Annotated in this window: 23 protein-coding genes and 1 pseudogene; 15 read left to right on the top strand and 9 right to left on the bottom strand. The window is 70.8% G+C overall.

Annotated features, from left to right (window positions below):
• Positions 1-59: 59 nt before the first annotated feature.
• The 6 genes from BMY97_RS11320 to BMY97_RS11295 all read left to right on the top strand — a co-directional run bounded on the left by BMY97_RS11320 (position 60) and on the right by BMY97_RS11295 (position 5,948).
• Positions 60-968: a LysR family transcriptional regulator gene (locus tag BMY97_RS11320; RefSeq protein ID WP_091616582.1), complete on the top strand. Its 909-nt coding sequence runs from the start codon at positions 60-62 to the stop codon at positions 966-968.
• Between the two features lie 126 nt (positions 969-1,094).
• Positions 1,095-2,252, top strand: a complete 1,158-nt coding sequence (locus BMY97_RS11315) for a CaiB/BaiF CoA transferase family protein (RefSeq protein ID WP_091616580.1) — start codon at positions 1,095-1,097, stop codon at positions 2,250-2,252.
• A 31-nt stretch (positions 2,253-2,283) separates the two neighbouring features.
• Entirely contained in the window at positions 2,284-3,057 is a 774-nt protein-coding gene (locus BMY97_RS11310; RefSeq protein WP_091616578.1) for a crotonase/enoyl-CoA hydratase family protein, read from the top strand.
• Positions 3,058-3,062: 5 nt separating this feature from the next.
• Positions 3,063-3,809, top strand: coding sequence for an acetoacetate decarboxylase (locus BMY97_RS11305; protein ID WP_091616576.1), 747 nt, complete (start codon positions 3,063-3,065; stop codon positions 3,807-3,809).
• On the top strand, positions 3,806-4,753 hold the full coding sequence (locus BMY97_RS11300; protein ID WP_091616574.1) for a 3-hydroxyacyl-CoA dehydrogenase NAD-binding domain-containing protein: 948 nt from the start codon (positions 3,806-3,808) through the stop codon (positions 4,751-4,753). Before BMY97_RS11305 ends, BMY97_RS11300 begins: the two co-directional genes overlap by 4 nt.
• A gap of 1 nt (position 4,754) precedes the next feature.
• The gene (locus BMY97_RS11295; RefSeq protein WP_091616572.1) at positions 4,755-5,948 is read left to right on the top strand and encodes an acyl-CoA dehydrogenase family protein; all 1,194 of its coding nucleotides are present in this window, start codon (positions 4,755-4,757) and stop codon (positions 5,946-5,948) included.
• A 7-nt stretch (positions 5,949-5,955) separates the two neighbouring features.
• Here BMY97_RS11295 and BMY97_RS11290 read toward each other — a convergent pair whose 3' ends face one another.
• Both BMY97_RS11290 and dprE2 read right to left on the bottom strand, forming a co-directional pair.
• Entirely contained in the window at positions 5,956-7,182 is a 1,227-nt protein-coding gene (locus BMY97_RS11290) for an LCP family protein (protein WP_091616571.1), read from the bottom strand.
• 253 nt (positions 7,183-7,435) lie between these two features.
• On the bottom strand, positions 7,436-8,179 hold the full coding sequence (dprE2, locus tag BMY97_RS11285; RefSeq protein WP_091616569.1) for a decaprenylphospho-beta-D-erythro-pentofuranosid-2-ulose 2-reductase: 744 nt from the start codon (positions 8,177-8,179) through the stop codon (positions 7,436-7,438).
• A gap of 100 nt (positions 8,180-8,279) precedes the next feature.
• Between dprE2 and BMY97_RS11280 the strand changes: the two genes are divergently transcribed.
• From BMY97_RS11280 to BMY97_RS11270, 3 genes are all read left to right on the top strand, one after another.
• Positions 8,280-8,891, top strand: coding sequence for a TetR/AcrR family transcriptional regulator (locus BMY97_RS11280; protein ID WP_091616567.1), 612 nt, complete (start codon positions 8,280-8,282; stop codon positions 8,889-8,891).
• 77 nt (positions 8,892-8,968) lie between these two features.
• Positions 8,969-10,483, top strand: a complete 1,515-nt coding sequence (locus BMY97_RS11275; protein WP_091617076.1) for an MDR family MFS transporter — start codon at positions 8,969-8,971, stop codon at positions 10,481-10,483.
• 36 nt (positions 10,484-10,519) lie between these two features.
• Positions 10,520-11,509 (top strand): RNA polymerase subunit sigma-70, encoded by a 990-nt coding sequence (locus tag BMY97_RS11270; RefSeq protein ID WP_091617075.1) that lies wholly within the window; start codon positions 10,520-10,522, stop codon positions 11,507-11,509.
• A 136-nt stretch (positions 11,510-11,645) separates the two neighbouring features.
• On the opposite strand, the gene BMY97_RS11265 is transcribed toward BMY97_RS11270, so the two are convergent.
• Entirely contained in the window at positions 11,646-11,921 is a 276-nt protein-coding gene (locus BMY97_RS11265) for a WhiB family transcriptional regulator (RefSeq protein WP_091616564.1), read from the bottom strand.
• Positions 11,922-12,371: 450 nt separating this feature from the next.
• Here BMY97_RS11265 and BMY97_RS49345 point away from each other — a divergent pair.
• Positions 12,372-12,725 (top strand): annotated as a pseudogene (locus BMY97_RS49345) (RNA polymerase sigma factor sigma-70 region 4 domain-containing protein); the annotation flags it as partial.
• A gap of 243 nt (positions 12,726-12,968) precedes the next feature.
• Positions 12,969-13,526, top strand: a complete 558-nt coding sequence (locus BMY97_RS49340) for a sigma-70 family RNA polymerase sigma factor (RefSeq protein ID WP_245787296.1) — start codon at positions 12,969-12,971, stop codon at positions 13,524-13,526.
• Here BMY97_RS49340 and BMY97_RS11255 read toward each other — a convergent pair.
• Positions 13,523-13,900 (bottom strand): hypothetical protein, encoded by a 378-nt coding sequence (locus tag BMY97_RS11255; RefSeq protein ID WP_218156765.1) that lies wholly within the window; start codon positions 13,898-13,900, stop codon positions 13,523-13,525. The two genes, BMY97_RS49340 and BMY97_RS11255, sit on opposite strands and share 4 nt — an antisense overlap.
• Before the next feature lie 22 nt (positions 13,901-13,922).
• Positions 13,923-14,771: a LysR family transcriptional regulator gene (locus BMY97_RS11250; RefSeq protein WP_091617073.1), complete on the bottom strand. Its 849-nt coding sequence runs from the start codon at positions 14,769-14,771 to the stop codon at positions 13,923-13,925.
• A 98-nt stretch (positions 14,772-14,869) separates the two neighbouring features.
• On the opposite strand from BMY97_RS11250, the gene BMY97_RS11245 reads away from it, so the two are divergent.
• Positions 14,870-15,898: a bile acid:sodium symporter family protein gene (locus BMY97_RS11245; RefSeq protein ID WP_177231282.1), complete on the top strand. Its 1,029-nt coding sequence runs from the start codon at positions 14,870-14,872 to the stop codon at positions 15,896-15,898.
• 25 nt (positions 15,899-15,923) lie between these two features.
• On the opposite strand, the gene BMY97_RS11240 is transcribed toward BMY97_RS11245, so the two are convergent.
• The 3 genes from BMY97_RS11240 to alr all read right to left on the bottom strand — a co-directional run bounded on the left by BMY97_RS11240 (position 15,924) and on the right by alr (position 18,553).
• Positions 15,924-16,346, bottom strand: a complete 423-nt coding sequence (locus tag BMY97_RS11240; RefSeq protein ID WP_091616562.1) for a MarR family winged helix-turn-helix transcriptional regulator — start codon at positions 16,344-16,346, stop codon at positions 15,924-15,926.
• Between the two features lie 93 nt (positions 16,347-16,439).
• Positions 16,440-17,423 (bottom strand): D-alanine--D-alanine ligase family protein, encoded by a 984-nt coding sequence (locus tag BMY97_RS11235; RefSeq protein ID WP_091616560.1) that lies wholly within the window; start codon positions 17,421-17,423, stop codon positions 16,440-16,442.
• Positions 17,420-18,553 (bottom strand): alanine racemase, encoded by a 1,134-nt coding sequence (gene alr, locus BMY97_RS11230; protein ID WP_091616558.1) that lies wholly within the window; start codon positions 18,551-18,553, stop codon positions 17,420-17,422. Before alr ends, BMY97_RS11235 begins: the two co-directional genes overlap by 4 nt.
• A 342-nt stretch (positions 18,554-18,895) precedes the next feature.
• Between alr and BMY97_RS46970 the strand changes: the two genes are divergently transcribed.
• Entirely contained in the window at positions 18,896-19,072 is a 177-nt protein-coding gene (locus tag BMY97_RS46970) for a VOC family protein (RefSeq protein ID WP_177231281.1), read from the top strand.
• Between the two features lie 373 nt (positions 19,073-19,445).
• Here BMY97_RS46970 and asnB read toward each other — a convergent pair whose 3' ends face one another.
• Entirely contained in the window at positions 19,446-21,293 is a 1,848-nt protein-coding gene (gene asnB, locus BMY97_RS11225; protein WP_091616556.1) for an asparagine synthase (glutamine-hydrolyzing), read from the bottom strand.
• A gap of 169 nt (positions 21,294-21,462) precedes the next feature.
• Between asnB and BMY97_RS11220 the strand changes: the two genes are divergently transcribed.
• On the top strand, positions 21,463-22,647 hold the full coding sequence (locus tag BMY97_RS11220) for an ABC transporter substrate-binding protein (RefSeq protein ID WP_143086182.1): 1,185 nt from the start codon (positions 21,463-21,465) through the stop codon (positions 22,645-22,647).
• Positions 22,648-22,669: 22 nt separating this feature from the next.
• Positions 22,670-23,608: an ABC transporter permease gene (locus BMY97_RS11215; protein ID WP_091616552.1), complete on the top strand. Its 939-nt coding sequence runs from the start codon at positions 22,670-22,672 to the stop codon at positions 23,606-23,608.
• Positions 23,609-23,651: the final 43 nt, after the last annotated feature.

Genomic DNA, 23,651 nt, shown 5'->3' with positions numbered 1-23,651 from the left:
GTCACGGCGGGGGTGGCGGAGTCCCGGCCCGGCCGCCACCGGCCGTTAGGCTGACCGCCGTGGAAATGCTGCACCTGCGTTACTTCGTGGCCGTCGCCGAGGAGCTCAACTTCTCCGCCGCCGCCCGCAGGCTGCACATGGCCGCGTCGCCGCTCAGCCAGCGGGTCAAGGACCTGGAGCACGAGCTGGGCCAGCAGCTGTTCGACCGCAGCACCCACCACGTCACGCTCACTCCCGCGGGCACCGCGCTGCTGCCGCTGGCGCGCGACATCCTGGAGCAGGTGAACGCCATCCCGTGGCGGCTGCGCGAGGCGACGAAACCCCAGCGCAGCACCGTTTTCCTCGGCATGCCCGCCGGGGTGCACCCGGACCTGCGCGACCGGGTGAACGCCCTCGCCGAGCGCGTGCGCGACCGGTTCGAGCTGAAGCGCTGGCCCGGGGCGAGCCCGGACCTGCTCGCCGCCGTCCAGGAGGGGAAGCTGGCGCTGGCACTGGCCCGGATGCCGGTCGCCGACCCGGCGCTCGACTCGCTGCCGGTGATGACCGAGCGGCTCGGCGCCGTCGTCCCGGCCGACCAGTTCGCCGGGCGCGAAGCCGTGAGCCTTTCGGAGCTGACCGGCTACGCCTACGTCGCCTCACCCGAGGAATCCACCCCGGCGTATTTCGAGCAGCTCGACCACCAATTGACTTCACTCGGCATCAAAAAACGCATCAAACTGTCCAACACCGGTTACGGCGGCGTTTCCGAAATCATTTCCTCCGGGCTCGCCTTCTCCATTTCCATGTTGGACGAGGCCAGCCCCATGCAGCTGTACCGGCTGGAGAACATGGCCGTGCTGCCGTTCACGGATTTCCGGCCCGAGCTGGACACCAACCTGGTCTGGCGACGTGACCGGGGCGACTCCGGCGACCTCGCGGACCTCGTCGCCGCCGCGCGCGAGGTCTTCGCCGAGCCGCTGACCAGCTAAACCTTCCAAAAAATGGTATGACCACCGCAGTCATACCATTCCGAGCATTTCGATCATTCCCTTTCCCTGCGTTCGCCACTAACTTCGGTGGCAGAGCAAGAAACCGCAGGCGTGAAAGGGAAGAAGATGGACGACACGAAGACCGCCGGCCCGCTGGACGGGGTGCGGGTGATCGACCTCTCGACCGTGGTGATGGGCCCGTACGCGGCGCAGATCCTCGGTGACCTGGGCGCCGACGTGATCAAGATCGAGTCCCCCGCCGACACCGTGCGGGTCGGCCGGTACCGCACCACGCCGGGTATGACCCCGCTCAACCTGAACGTGAACCGCAACAAGCGCAGCGTCGCCCTGAACCTGAAGGACGCCGGCGAGCGCGAGCAGGCACTGAAGCTGATCGACACCGCCGACGTGCTGATCACCAACATGCGCCCCGGCGCGCTGGCCCGGCTCGGCCTGGACTACGCCCAGGTCGCCGCCCGCAACCCGCGCCTGGTCTACGCCCACGCACAGGGCTTCCGCAGCGATTCCGACCGCGCCGGCAACGCCGCCTACGACGAGACCGTGCAGGCCGCGTCCGGGCTGGTCGACATCGCGAACCGCGCGATCGGCAAGCCGGTGTACCTGCCGACGATCCTCGGCGACAAGGTTTCGTCGCTGACCATCGCCTACAGCGTGCTCGCCGCGCTGCTGCACCGCGACAAGACCGGCGAGGGCCAGCAGGTCGAGATCCCGATGACCGACACGCTGATCGCGTTCAACCTGGTCGAGCACCTCGCCGGGCACGTGTTCGAGCCGGCCGAGGGGCCCACGGGCTTCCCGCTGTCGATGTCCAAGGGCCACCGCGCCGCGCCCACCAAGGACGGCCTCGCCTGCGTGATCCCCTACAACCCGCAGAACTTCCGCGACTTCTTCGCCGCAGCGGGCCGGCCCGACCTGGCCGAGGACCCGCGCGTGAACGGCGAGGCGATCGACAACGCCGACGTCGACGCGCTCGCGGAGCTGATCGACGAGTGCGCCCCGGCGCTGACCACCGCCGAGTGGGCCGAGGTGTGCGCGAAGCACAGCATCCCGATGGCCCCGGTGCTGGAGCTGGACCAGGCGCACGAAGACGCCTACGTCCGCGAAGGCCACCTGCTCGACACCGTCGAGCACCCGACCGAGGGCACCATCCGCACCGTCGGCATCCCGGTGCGGTTCTCCGCCACCCCGGCCTCGATCCGCCGTCCGGCGCCGGTCGCGGGCCAGGACACCGAAGCCGTGCTGGCCGAGCTGGCCGGTCGCTGAAAACCCCTTGTCACAGAAGAGAAGTGAAGTCATGAGCACCGAAGGGCACACTGTGCGCACCGAGCGGATCGGCGGGACCCTGCTGATCACGATCGACCGCCCGAAGGCCCGCAACGCCGTGAACGCGGCGGTCGCGGCCGGGCTGGCGGAGGCGCTGGACACCCTGGAGGCCGACCCCGGCCTGCGGGCGGGCGTCCTCACCGGAGCCGACGGCACGTTCAGCGCCGGCATGGACCTGAAGGCCGCGCTGAACGGCGAGTCACCGGAGATCCCGGGCCGCGGGTTCGGCGGGCTCACCGAGGCCTCGCTGACCAAGCCGCTGATCGCGGCCGTCGAGGGCTGGGCCATGGGCGGCGGCTTCGAGCTGGCGCTGGGCTGCGACCTGATCGTCGCCGCCGAAGACGCGCGCTTCGGGCTGCCCGAGGTCAAGCGCGGGCTGATCGCCGCGGGCGGCGGGGTGATCCGGCTGCCCAAGCGGATCCCGCACCACCTGGCCATGGAGCTGCTGCTCACGGGCGAGCCGGTGACCGGCCGCCGCGCGGGTGAGCTGGGCCTGGCCAACCGGGTGGTCCCGGCGGGCGATGCGGCCGGCGTCGCGCTTCAGCTGGCCGAAGGACTCGCCGCGAACGCCCCGCTGGCGCTCGCCGCCGTGAAGAAGATCGTGCGCGCCGCCGACGGTGTGCCGGACGCCGACGCGTTCGCCGCGCAGCGCGAGGAAATGGGGCCGCTGATGGCCTCGGCCGACGTCCGCGAGGGCATGACCGCCTTCGCCGAGCGCCGCGCTCCGAAGTGGACGGGACGGTAGAAGTCATGAAGGAATCGGAAGTCCGGCAGCACGTCACCACCCCGCTGGTGAACCCCGCGTTCGCGCCGGTGGTGCCGCGGTTCACCGACCGCGAATACCTGAACATCGTCTACCGCACCGATGCCGACGCCCTGCGCGCCGTCGTCCCGGAGCCGCTGAAGTTCGAGGAGCCGCTGGTGCGCTTCGAGGTGATGAAGATGGGCGACGTCAGCGGTTACGGCCCGTACACCGAGTCCGGCCAGGCCATCCCGGTCGTCCTCGACGGGGAGCACGGCGAGTACCTGCACGCGATGTACCTCGACAACTTCCCGGCCACCGCGTCCGGCCGCGAGGTCAGCGCGTACCCGAAGACCATCGGTGCGCCGAACCTCTATGTCGACAACGGCGCCCTGGTCGGCACGCTCGACTACGGCAGCCTGCGCGTCGCCACCGCGACCATGGGCTACAAGCACAACCGGCTCGACACCGCCGAAGCCACCGCCCAGATCACCGTGCCGACGTTCATGCTCAAGACGATCCCGGACTACGACGGCTCGCCGCGGGTGATGGAACTGGTCCGCACCGAGATCACCGACGTGGTGGTCAAGGAGGCCTGGACCGGCCCGGCGCGCCTGCAGCTGTTCGAGCACGTGCTCGCGCCGCTGGCCGACCTGCCGGTGCTCGAAGTCGTTTCCGCGAGCCACATCCTCACCGACCTGACCCTCGCCCCCGTCAAGCCGGTCCACGACTACCTGACGGGAGCCCGGCGATGAAGAACACCAGTTTCACGACAGCAGCAGTGATCGGCGCCGGCACCATCGGCCTGTCCTGGACGGCGCTGTTCGCCGGCCACGGCCTGACCGTCCGGGTGAGCGACCCGCGGCCGGACCTGGCCGAGGCGGTGGCCGCCGCGCTGGCCGAGTTCACCCCGCACCTGGCCGCACAGGGCCTCGATGTCGACGGCCTGGCCGATCGGGTGCAGCTCGCCGGCAGTGTGGCCGAAGCGGTCCGCGGCGCCGATGCGGTGCAGGAGAACGGACCGGAGAGCGTCGAGTTCAAAAAGGACCTGTTCGCCACCCTGGTGGCCGAGGCCCCGTCGCACGCCCTCCTGCTCAGCTCGTCGTCCGCGATCCCCTCGACGGCCTTCACCGGCGACCTCACCGATGCGTCGCGAGTCCTGATCGGACACCCGTTCAACCCGCCGCACCTGATCCCGCTCGTGGAGGTCGTGCCCGGCGAGCGCACCAGCGAGGACGCCGTGCAGGCGGCGGTGGACTTCTACGCCTTCCTCGGCCGGGTCCCGGTGGTGGAGCGCAAGGAGATGCCCGGCTTCGTCGGCAACCGGCTGCAGAACGCGCTGAACCGCGAGGCGATCTACCTCGTCGAGCAAGGCGTGGTCACGCCGGAGGACCTCGACGCGGTGATGACGAATTCGCTCGGCATCCGCTGGGCCACCGTCGGGCCGTTCCTCGGCTCGCACCTGGGCGGCGGCCCCGGCGGCTACCGGCACATGGCCGAGCACATCGGCGTGTCGATGAAGCAGATGTGGGCCGGCCTGGGAAACCCGGCGCAGGGCCCCGAAGAAACCGAACGGCTCATCGAAGCCGTGGAAAAGGCTTACGGCTCCTCCACGTACTCGGAACTCGCCGAGGCGCGTGACCGCAAGCAGCTCGCTGTCCTGTCCGCTTTGGACAGTGCCCGCACGGAGGAGAACTGACATGACCACCACCCTGGAAGACCAGCTCGTCGCCGACTTCTACGACTACGAGACGCTGCTCTCGGACGAGGAGCGCAAACTGCTGCTCAAGGCGCGCACCTTCATGCGCGACGAGGTCAAGCCGCTGGTGAACGAAAACTGGGCCGCGGGCACGTTCCCGAAGGAGCTGATCGGGAAGTTCCGCGAGAGCGGGCTGGCCGGGCTGCCCTACGAGGGCTACGGCGAGCACCGCCCGGCGGTCAGCAACCTGCTCACCGGGATGCTGGCGATGGAGATGAGCCGCACGGACGCCTCGGTCGCCACCTTCTTCGGTGTCCACAACGGACTCGCGATGTACTCGATCTACTCGGGCGGCAGCCAGGAGCAGCGGGACCGCTGGCTCCCGGAAATGGCCGCGATGGACAAGATCGGCGCGTTCGCGATGACCGAGCCACTCGGTGGGTCGGACGTCGCGGGCGGCATGCGCACCACCGCGCGGCGTGACGGCGACAGCTGGATCCTCAACGGCGCCAAGCGCTGGATCGGCAACGCGACCTTCGCCGACTACGTGGTGGTCTGGGCCCGCGATGAGGAGGACAACAACGTCAAGGGTTTTGTGGTCGAGAAGGGCACCCCGGGCTTCTCGCCGGTGAAGATCGAGGGCAAGCTCGCGTTCCGCATCGTCGAGAACGCCGAGATCACCCTGACCGGCGTCCGCGTGCCGGAGGAGAACCGGTTGCAGGGCATCAACTCCTTCCGCGACGTCGCGGAGATCCTGCGCGCCACCCGCGGCGGGGTCGCCTGGCAGGCGCTGGGCGTGATGATCGGCGCGTACGAGCTGGCGCTGGACTACGCCAAGGAGCGCAAGCAGTTCGGCCGCCCGATCGCCCGGTTCCAGCTGGTGCAGGACCTGCTGGTGAAGAGCCTCGGCAACATCACCGCCTCGTGGGGCATGCTGGTGCAGCTGGCCCGCCTGCAGGACGCCGGCATCTTCAAGGACGAGCACTCCTCGCTGGCCAAGGCGTTTGTCACCGCGCGCATGCGCGAGGTGGTCGCCTGGGGCCGCGAGATCTTCGGCGGCAACGGGATCGTGCTGGACTACGACATCGCCCGGTTCTTCGCCGACGCGGAGGCGATCTACTCCTTCGAGGGCACGCGCGAGATGAACACCCTCATCGTCGGGAAGGCGATCACCGGGCAGAGCGCGTTCGTGTGACCCGGGGCTAGTTCACGCAGCCGGTGGCGTTCGACGTCACCGGCTGCTGCGGCGTCCCCGAGGAGGGCGGGGCCGCGGACTCCGTCACCGCGATCGGCCGGACGCCACCGCTGTGGTCCGCCGAGGGCGGGGTGCTGGCGGTGCCGGTGCCGGAAGCGGAGTTGGTCGTGGACCCGATCTGCTCCTGCACGAAGGTCTTGACCTGCGCCGGGTCGACCTTCACCGCGTCGCCGTCGGACGGGGTGGCCAGCGAAAGGCTCTGCACCGGGATGGTGACGAAGCCGATCGAGCCCGAGCTGATGCCGTGCAGCTGCTGGGCGAAGCTCAGGATGTCCCAGCCCTGGTCCAGCACCACCGAGCCCTGCAGCGCGTCGACGAGCGCGCCGAGCTGCGACGGGTTGGTGAGGGTGCCGGCGCTGAGCACGTTCTTGGCCATGCCGGCCAGGAACGCCTGCTGGCGGGCGATCCGGTCCAGGTCGCCGTTGGGCAGGCCGTGGCGCTGCCGGACGAAGGCGAGGGCCTGCGCGCCGGAAAGCGTTTGCGGGCCGGCCGGGAAGTTCGCGCCCGAGTAGGTGTCCTGCACCGGCGCCTTGAGGCACACCTGCACCCCGCCGACGGCCTGGCTGAGCGCGGCGAACCCGGCCAGGTTCACGGCCGCGTAGTGGTTGATGGTCAGCCCGGTGAGCTCGGAGACGGCGGCGATCGCGGACTTCGCGCCCTCGGCGTCCGCCGCGACCTCCAGCGGCGGCCCGCTGAGCCCCGTCGACTGGAGATGCGAGCGCGCGGCCGCGCGGGCCCGGCTGTACGCGGAGTTGATCTTGTGCTTGCCGAACCCCGGAACGTCCACATAGGAGTCACGCGGGATGGAGATCGCCGTGGCCGCCGCGCCGCCGACCGGCACGTGCACGACGATCATGGTGTCGGTGGTGTCACCGCCGTCGCTGCTGCTGCCGGCGTGCAACTGGTCGAGCACGTTCTGTGGCAACGGGTTGCCGTTGGAGTCCGTGCGCGAGTCGAGGCCGACGAGCAGGATGTTCTGCGCGACCTTGAGCGGCTGGCCGGCCGGGGCGTCGGGCACCTGAGCGGCCGGCGGGATGATGTCGGCCGTGACGATGCCGGCGTCGAGCCGGTGCAGCTGCGACCACGCGTATCCGGTGGCGGCCACCACCAGCGTCGACACCACGCCCACCGCGACGCGGCGGCCTACCCGGCTGCCCCGAGACGTGACCGGCACGGCAGATTCCCCTTAGCTTCGGCAAACTCTGATCCCCTCTTTCGAGCATCACCGCGTTAGCTGGGAATTAGCTGAGAATCCTGTCGTAAAGATGTGATGGCGCCCGTTCGGCGCAGCAGTTTGTGACCGGCGCGACAGCACCCGGCAACACGGTGTGCCGCTTCGGGTACGGGGAGTTTCCCCGGTGTGTCAACGGGGGATTTCGCGCTCCCTGCGCGGAATGTGGCTGCCGGGGCTGATGGGGCTGCGCGGATCAGCGCGGCATCCGCCGCCACACCGCGCGCGGGAGCAGGCGCAGCACGGCGAAGAACGGCCGCAGCACGCCCGGCACCCAGACGACTCCGCGGCGTCGCCGGAGTGCGGCCACGGTGGCGTCCGCGACCTGGTCCGGCGTGCTGGAGAACGGCGCCGGCGTCATGCCCTCGGTCATCCGCCCGACGACAAAACCCGGCCGCACCAGCAGGAGGTGCACGCCGGAGCCGTGGAGCGCGTCGGCGAGGCCCGACGCGAACCCGTCGAGCCCGGCCTTCGCCGAGCCGTAGACGTAGTTGGCGCGGCGGACGCGGACGCCGGCCACCGAGGAGAACACCACGAGGCTGCCGGAACCCTGTGCGCGCAACAATTCCGCCGCGTGCGTGAGCACGGCGACCTGCGCGACGTAGTCGGTGTGCACGATCGCGGCGGCGTGCGCGGCGTCGGTTTCGGCGCGGGACTGGTCGCCGAGGATGCCGAAGGCCAGCACCACCACGTCCAGCGGACCGTGCTCGGCGATGAGGCCTTCGAGGAACGCGCGGTGCGCGGCGAGGTCGTCGGCATCGAAGTCGGCGGTCACCACGGTCTCGACGCCCGCCGAGCGCAAGGCCGTCACCGGCGCCGACAGATCCGAGCCCGGCCGCGCGGCCAGCACGAACCGCCGCGCCCCGCCCGCGGCCAGCCGCGACGCGACCGCCGTCCCGATCTCGCTCCGGCCACCCAGCACCAGCACTGTTCCGCTCACGGGCGGTGAGTCTGCCAGCCCCCTGCGAGCCCCTACCGGGTGGCCTGCTTCACAAACTGCAACTTTGCAGAATGTGAAAGTTTCCCGCTACGCTGGTCGCATGTCCCCCGCCGCCGGCCTGCGCGAGCGCAAGAAGCTCGAGACCCACCGGACGCTCGCCACCATCGCCGTCCGGCTGGTCGGCGAGCGCGGTCTGGACCAGGTGACAGTCGAGGACATCGCCGCCGAGGCCGGGGTCTCGGCACGCACCTTCTTCAACTACTTCGCGTCCAAAGAGGACTCCGTGGTGATCGCGTACGCCGACTATGCCGAGCGCTCCCACCGGCTGATCGACCGGCTGACCGCGCAGCCGCGCGAACTCGGCGCCCGCGACGCGCTGGTCGCCGTCATCCGCGACGACCTGGCCGAGATCGACGCCGAGCGCGACGAGTGGCTCACCCGGATCCGGATCATCAAGGAGAACCCGGGCCTGACGCTGCGGGCGATGTCCCTCAACTCCGAAGCCGTCCAGCCCACCGTCGCCGCCATCGCGCGGCGCAGCGGCACAGACCCGGCGAAGGACGTCTACCCGTCTCTGGTGCTCAGCGCGGTCGGCGCCGCGATCAACGCCGCCCTGATGCTCTGGCGCGACCTCGACGGGAAGCGCCCGCTGCTCGAGATCTTCGACGAGGCCGTGGCCGCGCTGGCCGGCGGGCTCGCCGACCCGCACTGAACCCGCCGCACTCACCCACTACCGAGGGGATCACTGTGTCCGTATCCGAAGCCGAGGCGCCCGGCGCGCCGGCGGTGATGAGCCGGCAGCAGGTGCTGCAGGCCATGTCCGGGTTGATGATGGGCATCTTCGTCGCCATCCTCGCCTCGACCGTGGTCGCGAACGCGCTGCCGCGGATCGTCTCCGAGCTGGGCGGCTCGCAGGCGTCCTACACCTGGGTGGTGACCACCGAGCTGCTCGCGATGACCGCGACGGTTCCGTTGTGGGGCAAGCTTTCCGACCTCTACAACAAGAAGCTGCTGATCCAGCTCTCACTCGGGCTGTTCGTGGTCGGCTCCCTGGTGGCCGGGTTCGCGCCGAACATCGAGCTGCTGATCGCCAGCCGCGTCGCGCAGGGCATCGGCGGCGGCGGGCTGACCGCGCTGGCCCAGGTGATCATGGCGGCGATCGTCTCGCCGCGGCAGCTCGGGAAGTTCTCCGGCATCTTCGGCGCCGTGTTCGCCGTGGGCACCGTCGCCGGCCCGCTGATCGGCGGCGTCCTGGTGGACACCTCATGGCTCGGCTGGCGCTGGTGCTTCTTCCTCGGCGTCCCGTTCGCGATCGCCGCGATCCTGCTGCTGCAGCGCACGTTGAAGCTGCCGACGATCCGGCGGGACGCGAAAGTGGACTACCTCGGCGCGTTCCTGATCATGCTCGGGGTGTCCACGCTGCTGGTCTGGTCGTCGCTGGCCGGTGCCGAGTTCGCGTGGGGCTCCTGGCAGACGGCGGTGCTCGTGCCGGCCGGTGTGGTCGTGCTCGCGCTGGCGGTGTTCGTGGAGACGAAGGTGCCGGAGCCGATCATCCCGCTGAAGCTGTTCCGCAACCGCACGGTCACGCTCACCACCGTCGCGAGCTTCCTGGTCGGCGTGGCGATGTTCGGCGGCACTGTGTTCCTGTCGCAGTACTTCCAGCTCTCGCTCGGCAAGTCGCCGACGGTGGCCGGGCTGATGAGCCTGCCGATGATCTTCGGCCTCCTGGTCTCCTCGACCGTGTCCGGCCAGCTGATCAGCCGCACCGGCCGGTGGAAGGGCCACCTGCTGCTCGGCTCGGTGCTGATGGCCGCGGGCCTGGGCCTGCTCGGGCTGATCGACGCGCACACCAGCATCGTGGTGCTGAGCCTGTTCATGCTGGTGCTGGGCGTCGGCGTCGGCATGCTGATGCAGAACCTGGTGCTGGTGACGCAGAACGACGTGCCGGCGCACGACCTCGGCGCGGCGACGTCCACGCTGTCGTTCTTCCGCAGCCTCGGCGGCTCGATCGGCGTGAGCGCGCTCGGCGCGGTGCTGGCCAACCGGGTCGCCGCGCTGATCAGCCAGGGCCTCGGCCCGATGGCGGGCGCCGGCGGCGAAGGCGGCAAGGTGCCGAACCTGGCCGACCTGCCCGCGCCGATCGCGAACGTGATCCGCGAGGCCTACGGGACCGCGACCAGCGACCTCTTCCTGATCAGCGCCCCGATCGCGCTGCTCGTGGTGGTGGCGGTGGCCTTCCTCAAGCACCTGCCGCTCAAAACGCAGAGCGGTCTGGAGCGGATGGCGGCGGAGGAATCGGCGTAGGAATCGATCTAGCCCTACAGTGCCCTGGTGGCCCTGATGACCGCCGACGACGGGTTCGGCGACCTCCTGGAACGGCACCGCCGCGAGATCCGGGTGCACTGCTACCGGATGAGCGGCTCGTTCGAGGAGGCCGAAGACCTCACGCAGGAGGCGTTCCTGCGGGCGTGGAAGGGCCGCTCCTCGTTCGAGGGCCGGGCGAGCGTGCGGACGTGGCTGTACCGGATCGCCACCAACGTCTGCCTCGACGCGCTCGCCCGGCGCCCCCGCCGGGCCCTGCCCGACGAGCTGGCCCCCGCCGCCGACCCGTCCGCCGGGGAGCTGGCGGCGCTGGACCGGCCGTGGCTCGGGCCGTTCCCCGACCGCCTGCTGGACGCCGCGGCGCCGGACGACACCGGCGCCGAGGTCGTCGAGCGGGAGACGATCGAGCTGGCGTTCCTCGCCGCGATCCAGCTCCTGCCGCCGCGGCAGCGGGCCGCGCTGGTGCTGCGGGACGTGCTCGACTGGTCGGCGAAGGACACCGCGGCGCTGCTGGAGACTTCGGTGGCCTCGGCCAACAGCGCGTTGCAGCGGGCGCGGGAGACCCTGCGCTCACGGCTGCCCGCCCGGCGCGCCGACTGGTCCGCGCCGCCGGTGACCACGGCCGAGGAAACGGCTCTGCTGCGCCGGTTCATCGCCGCGTACGAGTCCGCGGACCTGAGCGCCGTCGCCGCGCTGCTGCGCGAGGACGCCCGCGCGGTCATGCCGCCGTACCCGCTGTGGTTCGACAGCCGGGCCCGGATCGTCGCGGCGCTGTCCACGAGCTTCGACGCGGCGTCGCCGTACTTCACCGGGCGCTTCCGGATGGTGCCGATCCGGGCGAACCGCTCCCCGGCGGTGGCCACTTACTTGTGCCGTCGCGGGGAAGGCGAGTTCCGCCGTTTCGGTGTCACGGTGCTCACGATCGAGCACGGGCTGGTGGCCGCGATGGCCGCGTTCGAGACGCCTTCTTTCGCGCCTTACGGCTTGCCGGAGATCTTCGAGGCGTGAAAAAGCCCGGTCCGGCGATTGTCGTGAAATCGCCGGACCGGGCCTGATGCCGGATCCCCAGTGGGGCGCTACTCAAATGACGCCGCCGGGAGAGGCGCTCTCGCCCTCGTCGCCGGGAGTGGTCACCGGCGCGCGGTCAGGCGGCGCGGTGCCGTTCTCCGGCGGAGACGGTTCGGGTGCGGACCAGCTTTCGTCGCTCCACCTCGGTGGTACCGCCGAAGACGCCGTTGTCCAGCCCGTTGTCGAGGGCATAGGAAAGACAGGCCTCGCGGACCGGGCAGCGCGCGCAGACAGCCTTCGCCTGGGCGACCTGCCGGGCGCCGGGCCCGACTTCGGAGATCGGGAAGAACAGTTCCGGGTCCTCGTCCTGGCAGGCTGCGCGAGACAGCCAGCCGGTGGTCGTGAGTTCCATTTTCGCGTTTCACCTCCTGCCATTCATTGTCATTTCTCGGTCAACCGAGTTCTCCCGGGCGCGCGGCAGAGATCATCACTGGCTCCACTCGGGGGTTCTCGATCGCACTGCCCCAGCCGGAAGGCGGGTGGGCAACCGAATATCCAACGTACCAGGGATCGGGAATCTTCCCAGCCCTTCTGCTCCAGGTCACACCACGACTTCGCGACGCCGGGCCGGGCTTTTGTCCGGTGTGGGTGCCTGTCCAGCGCGACACGCACGGGACCGGCTCGGTTTTTCCGTGCCCCACAACACATTCCCGGCCGCGCGCGGCATGACGCGGGCCGTTCGGCACCTGCTCTCCTCGATGGCCATTCGTGGGAGGTACCCCAGTACTCGCGAAGTTACTCGCGGTGCCGTGATCCGATCGTTACACCCAGCGGCCTGCTCACCGCACCTGAGTCAGCGGGGGTGTTTCCGGGACGGAGGGGTGGTGGGCGGGCGTGGAGGACTTCTTCCGCTCCGAGTTCGTGCCGCTCGTGGCGTTCCTGTGCAAGACCGGGCTGGTGCCGTCGCTGGCCCGCGACGTGGCCGCCGAGGCCCTGCTGCAGGCCGCGGGTCTGGGTGCGGCTGTCGGCCGCGCGCGTCGCGGACGAGCAGGCCTGGCTCGACGACGGCCCGGCCGGCGAGGAGGACGACAAGCTGACCGCGCTCGTCGAGCAGAACGCGCGGGTCATCGAAGTGCTGGCCACCCTGCCGGACACCCAGCGGACGGTGCTGGCCTGGTCGCTGGACGGCTTCACGCAGGCGGACATCGCCGCGGCGCTGGAGATGCCCGCGGCCACCGTGCGCTCCAACCTGCGCCACGCGCGAGACCGGCTCCGGCGCCGGGCCGCCGCGCACGGCGAGGCGCCCCTGGACCAGGAGGAGGCCGTGATGGCCGTTGTGCTCGAGGCGGACGCAGCCCTGATCGACTCGCTCAGGCTCGGCCTCGACGTGGAAGCGACGCTGACGCGGGTGAAGGACCAGGCGCGCGAGAAGCCGTCACCCGCGTTCCCCGCGCACTGGATGCCCCTGGACGGCGCGGTCACCGCCGCGGTCGCCGGGGACCACCGCGCGGCGGCCCGCTTGCTGGAGATCATCCGGCCGCTGGTGGTCCGGTACTGCCGCGGCCGCGTCGGCGGCCTGGAGCGCGCGTACTCCTCGGCCGACGACCTGGCGCAGGAGGTGTGCCTGGCGGTGCTCACCGCGCTGCCCTCCTACCGCGACCAGGGCCGCCCGTTCCTCGCCTTCGTGTACGGCATCGCGCAGCACAAGGTCGCCGACGCCCACCGGGCCGCGGCCCGCAACCGCACCGACCCGGTCCCCGAGCCCCCGGAGCGCGCCGAGCCCGGGCACGGCCCGGAACAGCTGGCCCTGCAAGGAGAACTGAACGACCGGCTGTCGCAGCTGCTGAGCGTGCTGCCCGAGCGCCAGCGCGACATCGTCCTGCTGCGCGTGGTGGTCGGCCTCTCCGCGGAGGAGACGGCCGACGCCGTGGGCTCCACCCCGGGCGCGGTCCGCGTCTCCCAGCACCGCGCGTTGTTACGGCTGCGGCGAGCGCTTTCCACTGGCGAGCGCGGCTAAACGCTGCCGACCGGGGTGATCGCCACCCCGCCGGCCGGACAGGTCCACACCGCCACCCCGTCGCGCACCGACACCCGCAACGGATGGGTTTCCGGATGCCGCGGGCAGGCCGGCCAGTTCGTCGTGGCCCGGCCCCAGAGCTGTTCGATCGCCCAGTCCTGAACCTGCTCGGCCACCATCGCGACGCGGTCGGGCGCCGAGGCCGACCGCGAGGCATATACGCCGACGCCGCTGCCGTCCGCACCCCACATCAGCACCGACGCCGAATCCGGGTCACCCGCCCAATCGCGATCTTCGATGCGGGGCGGAGCGACGTCGGCACTCCGGAGATCACGCAACACCGGTGCCATCGCCTCGCTCAACAGCTCGTCCACGGGACCAGCATGCACCCGCCCCTCACGAATCCGTGCCGAGTTTCGCCCGGACGAAGTCCGCCAGTGTCTGCGCCGGGCCTTCCGCGCCGTCGCGGGACAGGAGCATGAACTCGACCTCGCCGGGGTCCGGGAGGCCGAGGCCGGTGGGCAGTGCGAGGAGGTCCGCCGGGACGAGGCTGCGGGCGTGGACCGTGACGCCGAGGCCCGCGGCGGCCGCGGCGCGCAGGCCGGTGAGGCTCGAGGTCAGGCACGCCGCACGCCATTCGAGGCCCGCGCGCTCCAGCGCCTCGACCGCGAGCTGGCGCGTGACCGACGGCATCGGGTACTGCACCAGCGGCACCGGCTGCCCCGGTTCCAGCGCGGTGGCCTCGGAACCGATCCACACCAAGGGTTCGCGCCGCAGCGGCGGGCCGTGGCCGGTGCCGGGACGGCGTTTGCCGAGCACCAGGTCGAGCCGGCCCTCGGCGATGCGCTGGGCCAGCACGTCGGACAGCTCCACGTGCAGCTCGACGTCCACCAGCGGGTGACTGCGCCGCAGCCGCCGCAGGATCTCCGGCAGCACGCCGAGCGCGAAGTCCTCCGAGCAGCCGAACCGGACGCGCCCGCGGACCTCCACGCCGCGGAAGTGCCGGGCCGCGCGCTCCTCGGTGTCCACAATGGTCTGGGCGAAGCCGAGCATCGCCTGTCCCCGCGCGGTGAGGTCGACCGCGTGGGTGTCGCGCGCGAACAGCAGCCCGCCCGCTTCGCCCTCCAGCCGCCGGATGTGCTGGCTGACTGTGGGCTGGCCCACACCCAGCCGGCGGGCCGCGGCCGTGAAGCTGCGCGTTTCGGCCACCGCGAGGAAGGAGCGGCACAGACGGGGATCCAGCATGCGGCCCATCCTATCGGCGTTCACAATGACAGTCAGTACGGTCATCGGGGTTCCGAATGATCACCGCCACCCGCACAATAAGCCGGGAAGGGAGTTCCATGACCACCGTGCTCGCCCCGTTGACCCGCCCCGTCGCCGCCCTGCTGGCCAAGCTGCGGATCGACCCGTTCATCGCGGCCATCCTCGCCACCGTCGGCATCGCCTCGCTGCTGCCCGCTTCCGGCGGCACCGCGACCGGCTTCGGGATCGCGTCGAACATCGCCGTGGGCCTGCTGTTCTTCCTCTACGGCGCGAGGCTGTCGAGCCAGGAGGCGCTGGACGGCCTCCGCCACTGGCGCCTGCACGTCACGGTGCTGGCCGCGACGTTCGTGCTCTTCCCGCTGCTCGGCCTCGCCACCTCCGTGCTCTCCCCCGGCCTGCTGACCAGCCCGCTCTACACCGGCGTGCTGTTCCTGTGCCTGCTGCCCTCCACCGTGCAGTCCTCGATCGCGTTCACCTCGATCGCGAAGGGCAACGTCGCCGCGGCGATCTGCAGCGCGTCGGTGTCGAACCTGCTCGGCATCGTGGTGACGCCGCTGCTGGTCGCGGTGCTGCTGTCGAGCGACGGCCCCGGCGTCAGCGGCTCGGCGGTGCTGAACATCGTGCTGCAGCTGCTGGTGCCGTTCGTCGCCGGGCAGCTGGCCCGGCGCTGGATCGGCGCGTGGATCAAGCAGCACTCGGCGCCGCTGAAGCTGGTGGACCGCGGCTCGATCCTGCTGGTGGTCTACACCGCGTTCAGCGCGGGCATGACCGAGGGCATCTGGCGCAAACTGGACCTCGGCCCGTTGCTGGTGCTGCTCGGCGTGTGCGTGGTGCTGCTCGCCGTCGTGCTCACCGTGACCGGCACCGGCGCGAAACTGCTCGGCTTCGACCGCGCCGACCGGATCACCATCCTGTTCTGCGGCTCGAAGAAGAGCCTGGCCAGTGGGCTGCCGATGGCCACCGTGCTGTTCGGGCACGCGCAGGTCGGCCTGATCGTGCTGCCGCTGATGCTGTTCCACCAGCTCCAGCTGATCGTCTGCGCCGCACTGGCCCGCCGGTACGCCCGGGAGGCCGCCGACGAGCCGGGGGAGCTCGTCCCGGCCTGACCGCTATTCGTCCACATCGGACGGTTCAGCCGCCGAGCGCGCGGTCGACGCGGCCGAGCAGGTCGTTCAGCGTAATGCGTTCCTCCGGTGACAGCAGGGAAAGCGCGTCCTCCTGCAGCTCGCGGCTGACCCCGGGGACCACGCTCTGCAGGCGTTCGCCCTTACGGGTCAACCAGACGCGCACCCGGCGGCCATCGCGCTCGTCCGGATCACTGCGGACGAGGCCGCTTGTCGTCATGCGCTGGACCGCACGGGTGACCGTCGGTGCCTCCACGCCGATGCGCGTCGCGATCTGGCCCGGGGTCAGGCCGTCGCGCTCCCACAGGCAGCCCAGCACGAACTGCTGGCCGGCGTGCACGCCGTACGCCCGCAGCCGCCGATCGGTCTCGCTCTTGAGCCGGCGCGACACGGCCGCGATCCGGGTGAGGAACGCGTCGTCGGCTCGCATCGCGGCATGTTATCGGTTCTCGCGACCGGCAATGACCCGCCGAATGCCCGAAGCCGGCACATTCTTGTAGCAGGTCCAGTTGGAGAAGGTGCCTCAGCGACGGGCCAGCGCGGTCGTCACCAGGATGTCCAGCAGCTCCGGGAATTCGACGCCCGCCGCCGCCCACATCTGCGGGAACTGCGAGGCGGCGGTGAAGCCGGGGAACGTGTTGACCTCGTTGACCACGGGCGTGCGGCCGTCGCGCAGGAAGAAGTCGACGCGGAGCAGGCCGCGGCAGCCCAGCGAGCGGAACGCGGCCAGCGCCTGCCATTCGACCGCCTCCCGCAGCTCGTCGTCCAGCCGGGCCGGGATGTCGAAGATCGTGGTGGTGTCGGCGTACTTGGCCTCGTAGTCGAAAAACGCGTGACCGCCGTCGATGCGGATCTCCAGCGCCGGGCCGGCTTCGAGGCGGCCGTCCGGGTGCTCCAGCACGGCGACGTCGACCTCGCGGCCGGGCACGGCGGCCTCCACGAGCACCTTGGTGTCGAAGTCCTTGGCCAGCTTGACCGCCTGCGCCAGCTCCTCCTCCGCGTCCACTTTGGAGATTCCGAGGCTGGAGCCGGTGCGGGCCGGCTTGACGAACATCGGGAAGCCGAGGCGGTCGATTTCCTCCGGGGTAAGGGTTTCGTCCCCGGCACGCAGCACGACACCGTCGGCCACCTCCAGGCCGTCGGCGACGAGGAGCTTCTTGGTGAACTCCTTGTCCATGCCCGCCGCGCCCGCGAAGACGCCGTTGCCGACGTAGGGCACGCCGACCATCTCCAGCAGCGACTGGACCGTGCCGTCTTCGCCGAATTCACCGTGCAGGGCGGGGAAAACCACGTCGACGCCCTCGAACAGCCCGATCGCGTGCGCGAGGCCGCCGGGCTCGCCGTCGCCGCTCGCCCACCGGCCGTCCGGCGTGATCAGGACCGGGACGACTTCGTAGCGCTCGGGGTCGAGATGGTCGATCACGGACCGGCCCGACTTGAGCGAGACTTCGTGCTCGCCGCTGCGGCCGCCGTGCAGCACGGCGACGCGGACCCGGTTTGCGGTCAAGGCAAAGCTCCTTCGCTGCGGTGATGATGACGCGGCACCCGTGGCCCGATGCCGGTGAGGATCTCGTGCGGGTTGGTGCCGGCCCAGCGCGCCCAGTCGACCGCCGTGGGCTCACCCTCGTCGCCCGGTCCGAAAAGGACGATCTCGTCGCCGACGTGCGCGGGCGTGTCGCCGACGTCCACCACGAACTGGTCCATCGCGATCCGCCCGACGACCGGGTGCCGCGCGCCGCGGAACCACACCTGGGCGCCGTGCGCCCCGGCCAGGCGCGGGACGCCGTCGGCGAACCCGAGCGGTACCAGGACGAGCGTGGTCGCGCGGGTGGTGACGTGGTCGTGGCCGTAGGAGACACCGGTGCCGGCCGGCACCCGCTTGACCTGCACCGCGCGCGCCCGCAGGGTCATCGCGGGGCGCAGCCCGGGGTGCGCGGGCTCGACGCCGTAGAGGGCGATGCCGGCGCGGACCAGGTCGTAACGCGTGGCCGGGATGGTGAGTGCGGCGGCGGAGTTGGCCAGGTGCCGCACCGTCGGCCGCAGCCCGGCGCGCTGCGCCCGCGCCAGCGCCGTTTCGAAGCGGCGCACCTGTTCCGGCACGGTTTCCGGGTCCTCGGCGGTGTGCAGGTGCGACCAGACGCCGCGGACGTGCACCGCGCCCGCCGTCTCGTAGCGCCACGCTTCGTCGACGAGCTCGCCCCACGAATCGGCGACGGCCCCGTTCCGCGAAAGGCCGGTGTCGATCTTGAGGTGCACGCGCGCGGGCGCCTCCCCCGCCGCGGCGACGATCGAACGCAGGTGCTCGACCGAGGAGACGCCCAGGTCGACGCCTTCGCCGATGGCCGTCCCGAAGTCCTCGTCCGGCAGGTGCAGCCAGCTGAGCACCGGCGCCGGCACCCCGGCGCGGCGCAGTTCCAGCGCCTCGTCGAGGGTCGTCACGCCGAGCCAGGTGGCCCCGCCTTCGAGCGCGGCCCGCGTGACGGGCAGCAGCCCGTGCCCGAAGCCGTCCGCCTTGACCACGGCCATCACCGGCGTGCCCGCCGTCTCGCGGATCAGCCGCGTGTTGGCGGCCACGGCGTCCAGGTCGACGACCGCCGACACGCGGTCTGTGCTGGTGAGTGCCCGGGTGCCCGGCATCCCCACCCCCTTCGGCTCGTCACGGAAACGCGGTCGATCCTCTCCGTGCCGGACCGCGCCAACATCGGCCGAAGAGCTGGGCGAAATCGGCCGAACGGCTGATAACGCGACAGTGAGCAGGTTATCTGGCCACGGGGGGTGACGACGTGCTCCCCTTATCCGGGAAAAGCGCAGGTCAGACCGATTCGAGAAGGAGCCCGGCGGCCGGCGAACTCCCGGGCGGCCAGCTCACCGGGGCGATCTTGACGTCTCGCGACACGGGCATGCCGGGCTCTCCGCGCGGCGGGGCCGGTCACCGGTGCGGCCATCGCGAAGGCGCGGTTCGGCGTCGCCGGGCGGGCCATGCTCGTCCTGACCGAAATCCCGGGCGCGAAACCGGCGCCCGCCTCGAGCCCGGGACCGAGCCAGGTCGCCTTCGAGGTGCCGTCCCGGCCCCAGCTGGCCCGGTTCGCCCGTCACTACAGGGAATCGCACCCCGACGGCGACCTGCGCGACCACCTCGTGTCCGAGTCCTGCTAAGTGCTCGATCCGGACGGGCCCACGGTCGAGATCACCTGTGGCCGCCCCGCGGCGAATGGTCCCGGCGCAACGGGCTCCCGGTCCTCGTCACCGATGCCATGAGCCTGGACGACCTCGCCGGCGAGCCCGGCGCCGGGGAGCCGACAACCTCGACCCGGCGACCGAACTCGGCTCCGTGCAACTGAAGGTCACCGACCGCGGGCTCGCGGCGACCACGCCGTTCCACCGCGATCTGCTCGGCCTCGACGTGGCCGCCCGCGTGGGCGATTCGTTCCTCGGCGTCTCGGGCTTCCGCCTGCTGCTCGTTCTCACCAGCCGCACATCGACGTCACCGAAGACCCGTCGACCGTCGTCGCGGAGATGGGCCCGGTGCTCAGTCGAGCTGGATTTCCGGTTGGTAGAGGTCGACCCAGGTCGCGATGTCGATCGTGCGGTCGAGGGCCTCGCGGGTGCTGTCCGAGATCTCCTTCGGGTCCATCCGCACGACCTCGTCCACCCAGGCGCGGTTCGTGAACTGGAAGACGGGGTGATCGGCGTCATCGGCCAGGTCCTTGGCCATCTGCTGGAGCTCGCCGGCGTACCGCTCGTCCTGGGTCGAGGGGAACGGGCTCTTCACCCGGTCCCGGACCGAGGCCGGCAGCAGATCGCCCGCCGCCGCGCGGAGAAGGCTCTTTTCGCGACCGTCGAAGGTCTTCATCGACCAAGGGGTGTTGTAGATGTATTCCACCAGGCGGTGATCGCAGTACGGCACGCGCACCTCCAGGCCGACCGCCATGCTGATCCGGTCCTTGCGGTCGAGCAGCATGGGCAGGAACCGGGTGAGGTGCAGGTGGCACATGATCCGCATCCGGCGTTCCTGCTCGTTCTCCGCGGGCAGCGATTCGACCGCGGCCGCCGCGTCGCGATAGGACTCCTTGAAGTAGGTCTCCAGGTCGAGCGCGGCCATCAGGTCCGGATTCATCATGTCCATCGCGTTCGAATCGTCCCACTCGGCCAGCACGGGGACCATCCACGGGTAGATGTCGGCGTTCGCGAGCTCGGGCACGTGGAACCACGGGTACCCGCCGAACACCTCGTCCGCCCCCTCGCCGGAGAGCGCGACCGTCGAATGCTCACGGATGGCCTTGAACAGCATGTAGAGCGGCACGTCGACATCCGCCATGCCGACCGGGAAATCGCGGGCCGAGATGACCGCCTTGCGATTCTCCCAATCGGCCATGGAGGTGTACGGCAGCACGATGTCCTGGTGGACCGAGCCGATGTGGTCGGCGACGTCGTGCACGAACGGCGAGTCCGGGGTGGCTCGCATCAGGTCGGGCCGGAAGGATTCGTTGCGGCCGACGAAGTCCACCGAGTACGTGTGCACCCGTTCGCCTTGAGCGGCCAGCTGCCGGGCCGCCACGACGGTGAGCGAGCTGGAATCGAGCCCGCCGGACAGCAGGATGCACTGCTGCACGTCCGCGACGAGCTGGTGCCCGACGATGTCGTCGAGCAGCTCGCGGGTGGCCGCGACGGTGGTGTCGAGATCGTCGGTGTGCTCGCGCGGCTCGAGGGTCCAGTAAGTGCGCTCGCGCAGGCCGGAGCGGTCGACCACGACCAGGCCGCCCGGGCGGACCTCCCGCATGCCGGACCAGATCGCGGCCCCGGGGGTGTTCCAGCCGTTCAGCATCTCGCGGAGGCCGTCGGTCTTGATCACCCGCTTCGACAGCGGGTGGGCCAGGATGGCCTTCGCCTCCGAGCCGAAGAGCACGCCGTCCGCGGTGGGGTAGAAGAAAAACGGCTTGATGCCCAGCCGGTCGCGGACCATGACCAGTTTCTCGGCACGGGAGTCCCAGATCGCGAACGCGTACATCCCGTCGAGCCGGTCGACCAGCGCCTCGCCCCACTCGAGGTAAGCGCGCAGCACGACCTCCGTGTCGCTCGAGGTCCGGAACCGGTGGCCGCGCCCGTGCAGTTCCGCGCGCAGCTCGGTGAAGTTGTAGGCCTCGCCGCTGTAGGTCATCACCACCGGCCCGTCCGGCGTCTCGACGGTCATCGGCTGCGCGCCGCCGTCGAGGTCGATCACCGCCAGCCTGCGGTGGCCGAGCGCGACGTGCCGGTCCACCCAGGTGCCTTCGGCGTCGGGGCCGCGGCACTCCATCGTCCGGGTCATGGCCGCCACGGCCGCCCGGTCGGTTTTCAGGTCCCGCTCAAAGGACAGCCACCCGGTGATACCGCACATTCCGCCCACTCCTTCCGAGTGCGGGCGCGGGGTACGCCCGCCACGGACCATCCCACGCGGCGAACGGTGAAACCCCTAGTTCTCCGGCCCTGGCACGCCGGTCAGCAGGCTCACCGCGGAAGGTGCTGCCAGCCGGCTCTTCGGTGTCATTCCCAAGGAGCGTTCCCTTTTGCCCGAATCCTTCATGGCCGGCCGCCGGCGGATCCTGCAGCTGGGCATCGCCGGCATCGGGCTGGCCGCGACCGGCCCGCTGCTGGCCGCGTGCTCGGCGTCCGACGGGAGCCTGCCCGGACCGGCGAACCTCGACCCGCACGGCACCATCCTGGCCGGCGACGTCTACACCCTCAACCAGATCTTCGAGCCGCTCTACCTCACCGCGGTGGACGGCTCGCTGCAGCCGCACCTGGCCACCGGCCACACGGTTTCACCGGACGGCAAGACCTACACCTTCGCCCTCCGCCCGAAAGTCACCTTCTCCGACGGTTCGCCGCTGACCTCGGCGGACGTCGTGTACTCGCTGAAGCGGGCGCAAAGCAGCAAGGGACCGCTGAGCTTCCTCGACGGCGTGATCTCGTCGGTCACCGCGGCCGGCGACCTGAGCGTCGTCGTCCGGCTGACCCAGGCCTGGAGCCCGTTCACCTCGGACATCTCGGCGTTCTCGAACTCGATCGTCCCGGACGACCTGCAGGGCAAGCCCGCCGCCGAGTTCTTCGCGAAGCCGGTCGGCACCGGGCCGTTCACCCTCGAATCTTGGGTGAAGGGGGGCACGGTGACGCTGGCCGCCAATCCGAAGTACTGGAACGCCCCCGGCCCGTATCTGGACAAGGTGGAGTTCACCGTCGTCCAGGACGAGAACCAGCTGGTGCAGCAGTTGCAGGCCGGGCAGGTCGACGTGATCGACACCGTGCCGCCCGCCAATTTCACGCAGATCATCCAGGCCTCGCTCAAGCAGATCGGCGTCACGATCTCCATCCGGTCCATCGAGGACGCGGCGTACCAGGCGGCGTTCCAGAAGTTCGACTTCGACCTGTTCATCGACATCGCGATCAACGACATCAGTGACCCCGACGAGATGGCCTCCTTCGAGCTGGACGAGACCGACGGCGGCTCGAACTCGTACTGGACGCACTACAGCGATCCGGCGACCACCGCGCTCGTGCGGCAGGCCGAAACCGAGCCGGATTCCGCCAAGCGCCAGCGCCTCTACGGCCAGATCCAGCAGAAGGTCGCCGACGACGTGCCGTTCGTGCCGCTGTCCTACCCGGCGGCGATCAAGGGGCTGGGCAGCCACGTGCAGGGCTTCAAGGTGAACCCCGCCGGAGCGGTGCGCCTCAAGGAAGTCTGGCTGGCATGACCGTCCGGCCCGGGGCCGCCCGATGAAGTTCCTCGCGCGCCGCGCGGCCCAGGCCATGCTGGTGGTCTGCGGGGTCGTGGTGCTGACGTTCCTGCTGCTGCACCTCATCCCCGGCGACCCGGCGCGGCAGATCCTCGGCACTCACGCGACCGACGCCCAGGTCGCGGCCCTGCGGCAGCAATGGGGCCTGGACCGGCCGCTCACCGCGCAGTTCGGCTCGTTCGTCGCCGGGCTGTTCACCCGCGCCGACACGGGAACCTCGCTGTTCTACGGCGTACCGGCCCGGTCGCTGATCGAGCCGCGCATCGGCTTGACCGTCGAACTGGTCGTGATGGCCGGGGTCGCCTGTGTGCTGATCAGCGTGCCGCTGGCCGTGTGGGCGGCCGTGGCCAAGGACCGCCTGCCCGACCAGCTGATCCGGATCATTCCCGCCGTCGGGGCCGGGATGCCGGCGATCTGGCTGGGGCTGCTGCTGATCATCCTGTTCAGCGTGCGGCTGCACTGGTTCCCGGTCGGTGGCGCCGGTCCCGGCGCCTGGCTGACCTCCCGCGGGCTCGTGCTGCCCGCGTTCACCGCCGCGCTGGCCATCGCGCCGCTGCTGATCCGCAGCCTGCGGGCGGAACTGCTCGAGGTGCTGCAGTCCGACTACATCGCCGCCGCGCGGACCCGCTCGCTGAGCGAAACGCGGGTGCTGTTCGTGCACGCGGCCCGCAACGCGGTCGTGCCCATGGTGACGCTGCTCGGGCTGAACCTCGCCTACCTGGTCGGCGGCACGGTGGTGGTCGAGCAGGTCTTCGACCTCAACGGCCTGGGCGGGCTGATGTTCACCGCGATCGGCGACCGCGATTTTCCCGTCGTACAAGGCATCGCGCTGCTGCTCGCCGTCGTCGTGGTGGTGGTCAACCTGCTCACCGAGGCGGGCGCCGCGCTCGTGGACCCGCGGCTGCGGGCCCGGGCATGAGGCGCGCCTCGGGGCCGCTCGGGAGCGAACGGGGCCACGCGTC

Origin of the sequence: Amycolatopsis saalfeldensis (genome assembly GCF_900110575.1) — a bacterium.
GTDB classification, from domain to species: domain Bacteria; phylum Actinomycetota; class Actinomycetes; order Mycobacteriales; family Pseudonocardiaceae; genus Amycolatopsis; species Amycolatopsis saalfeldensis.
This window is presented reverse-complemented; position numbering and strand designations above follow the sequence as displayed.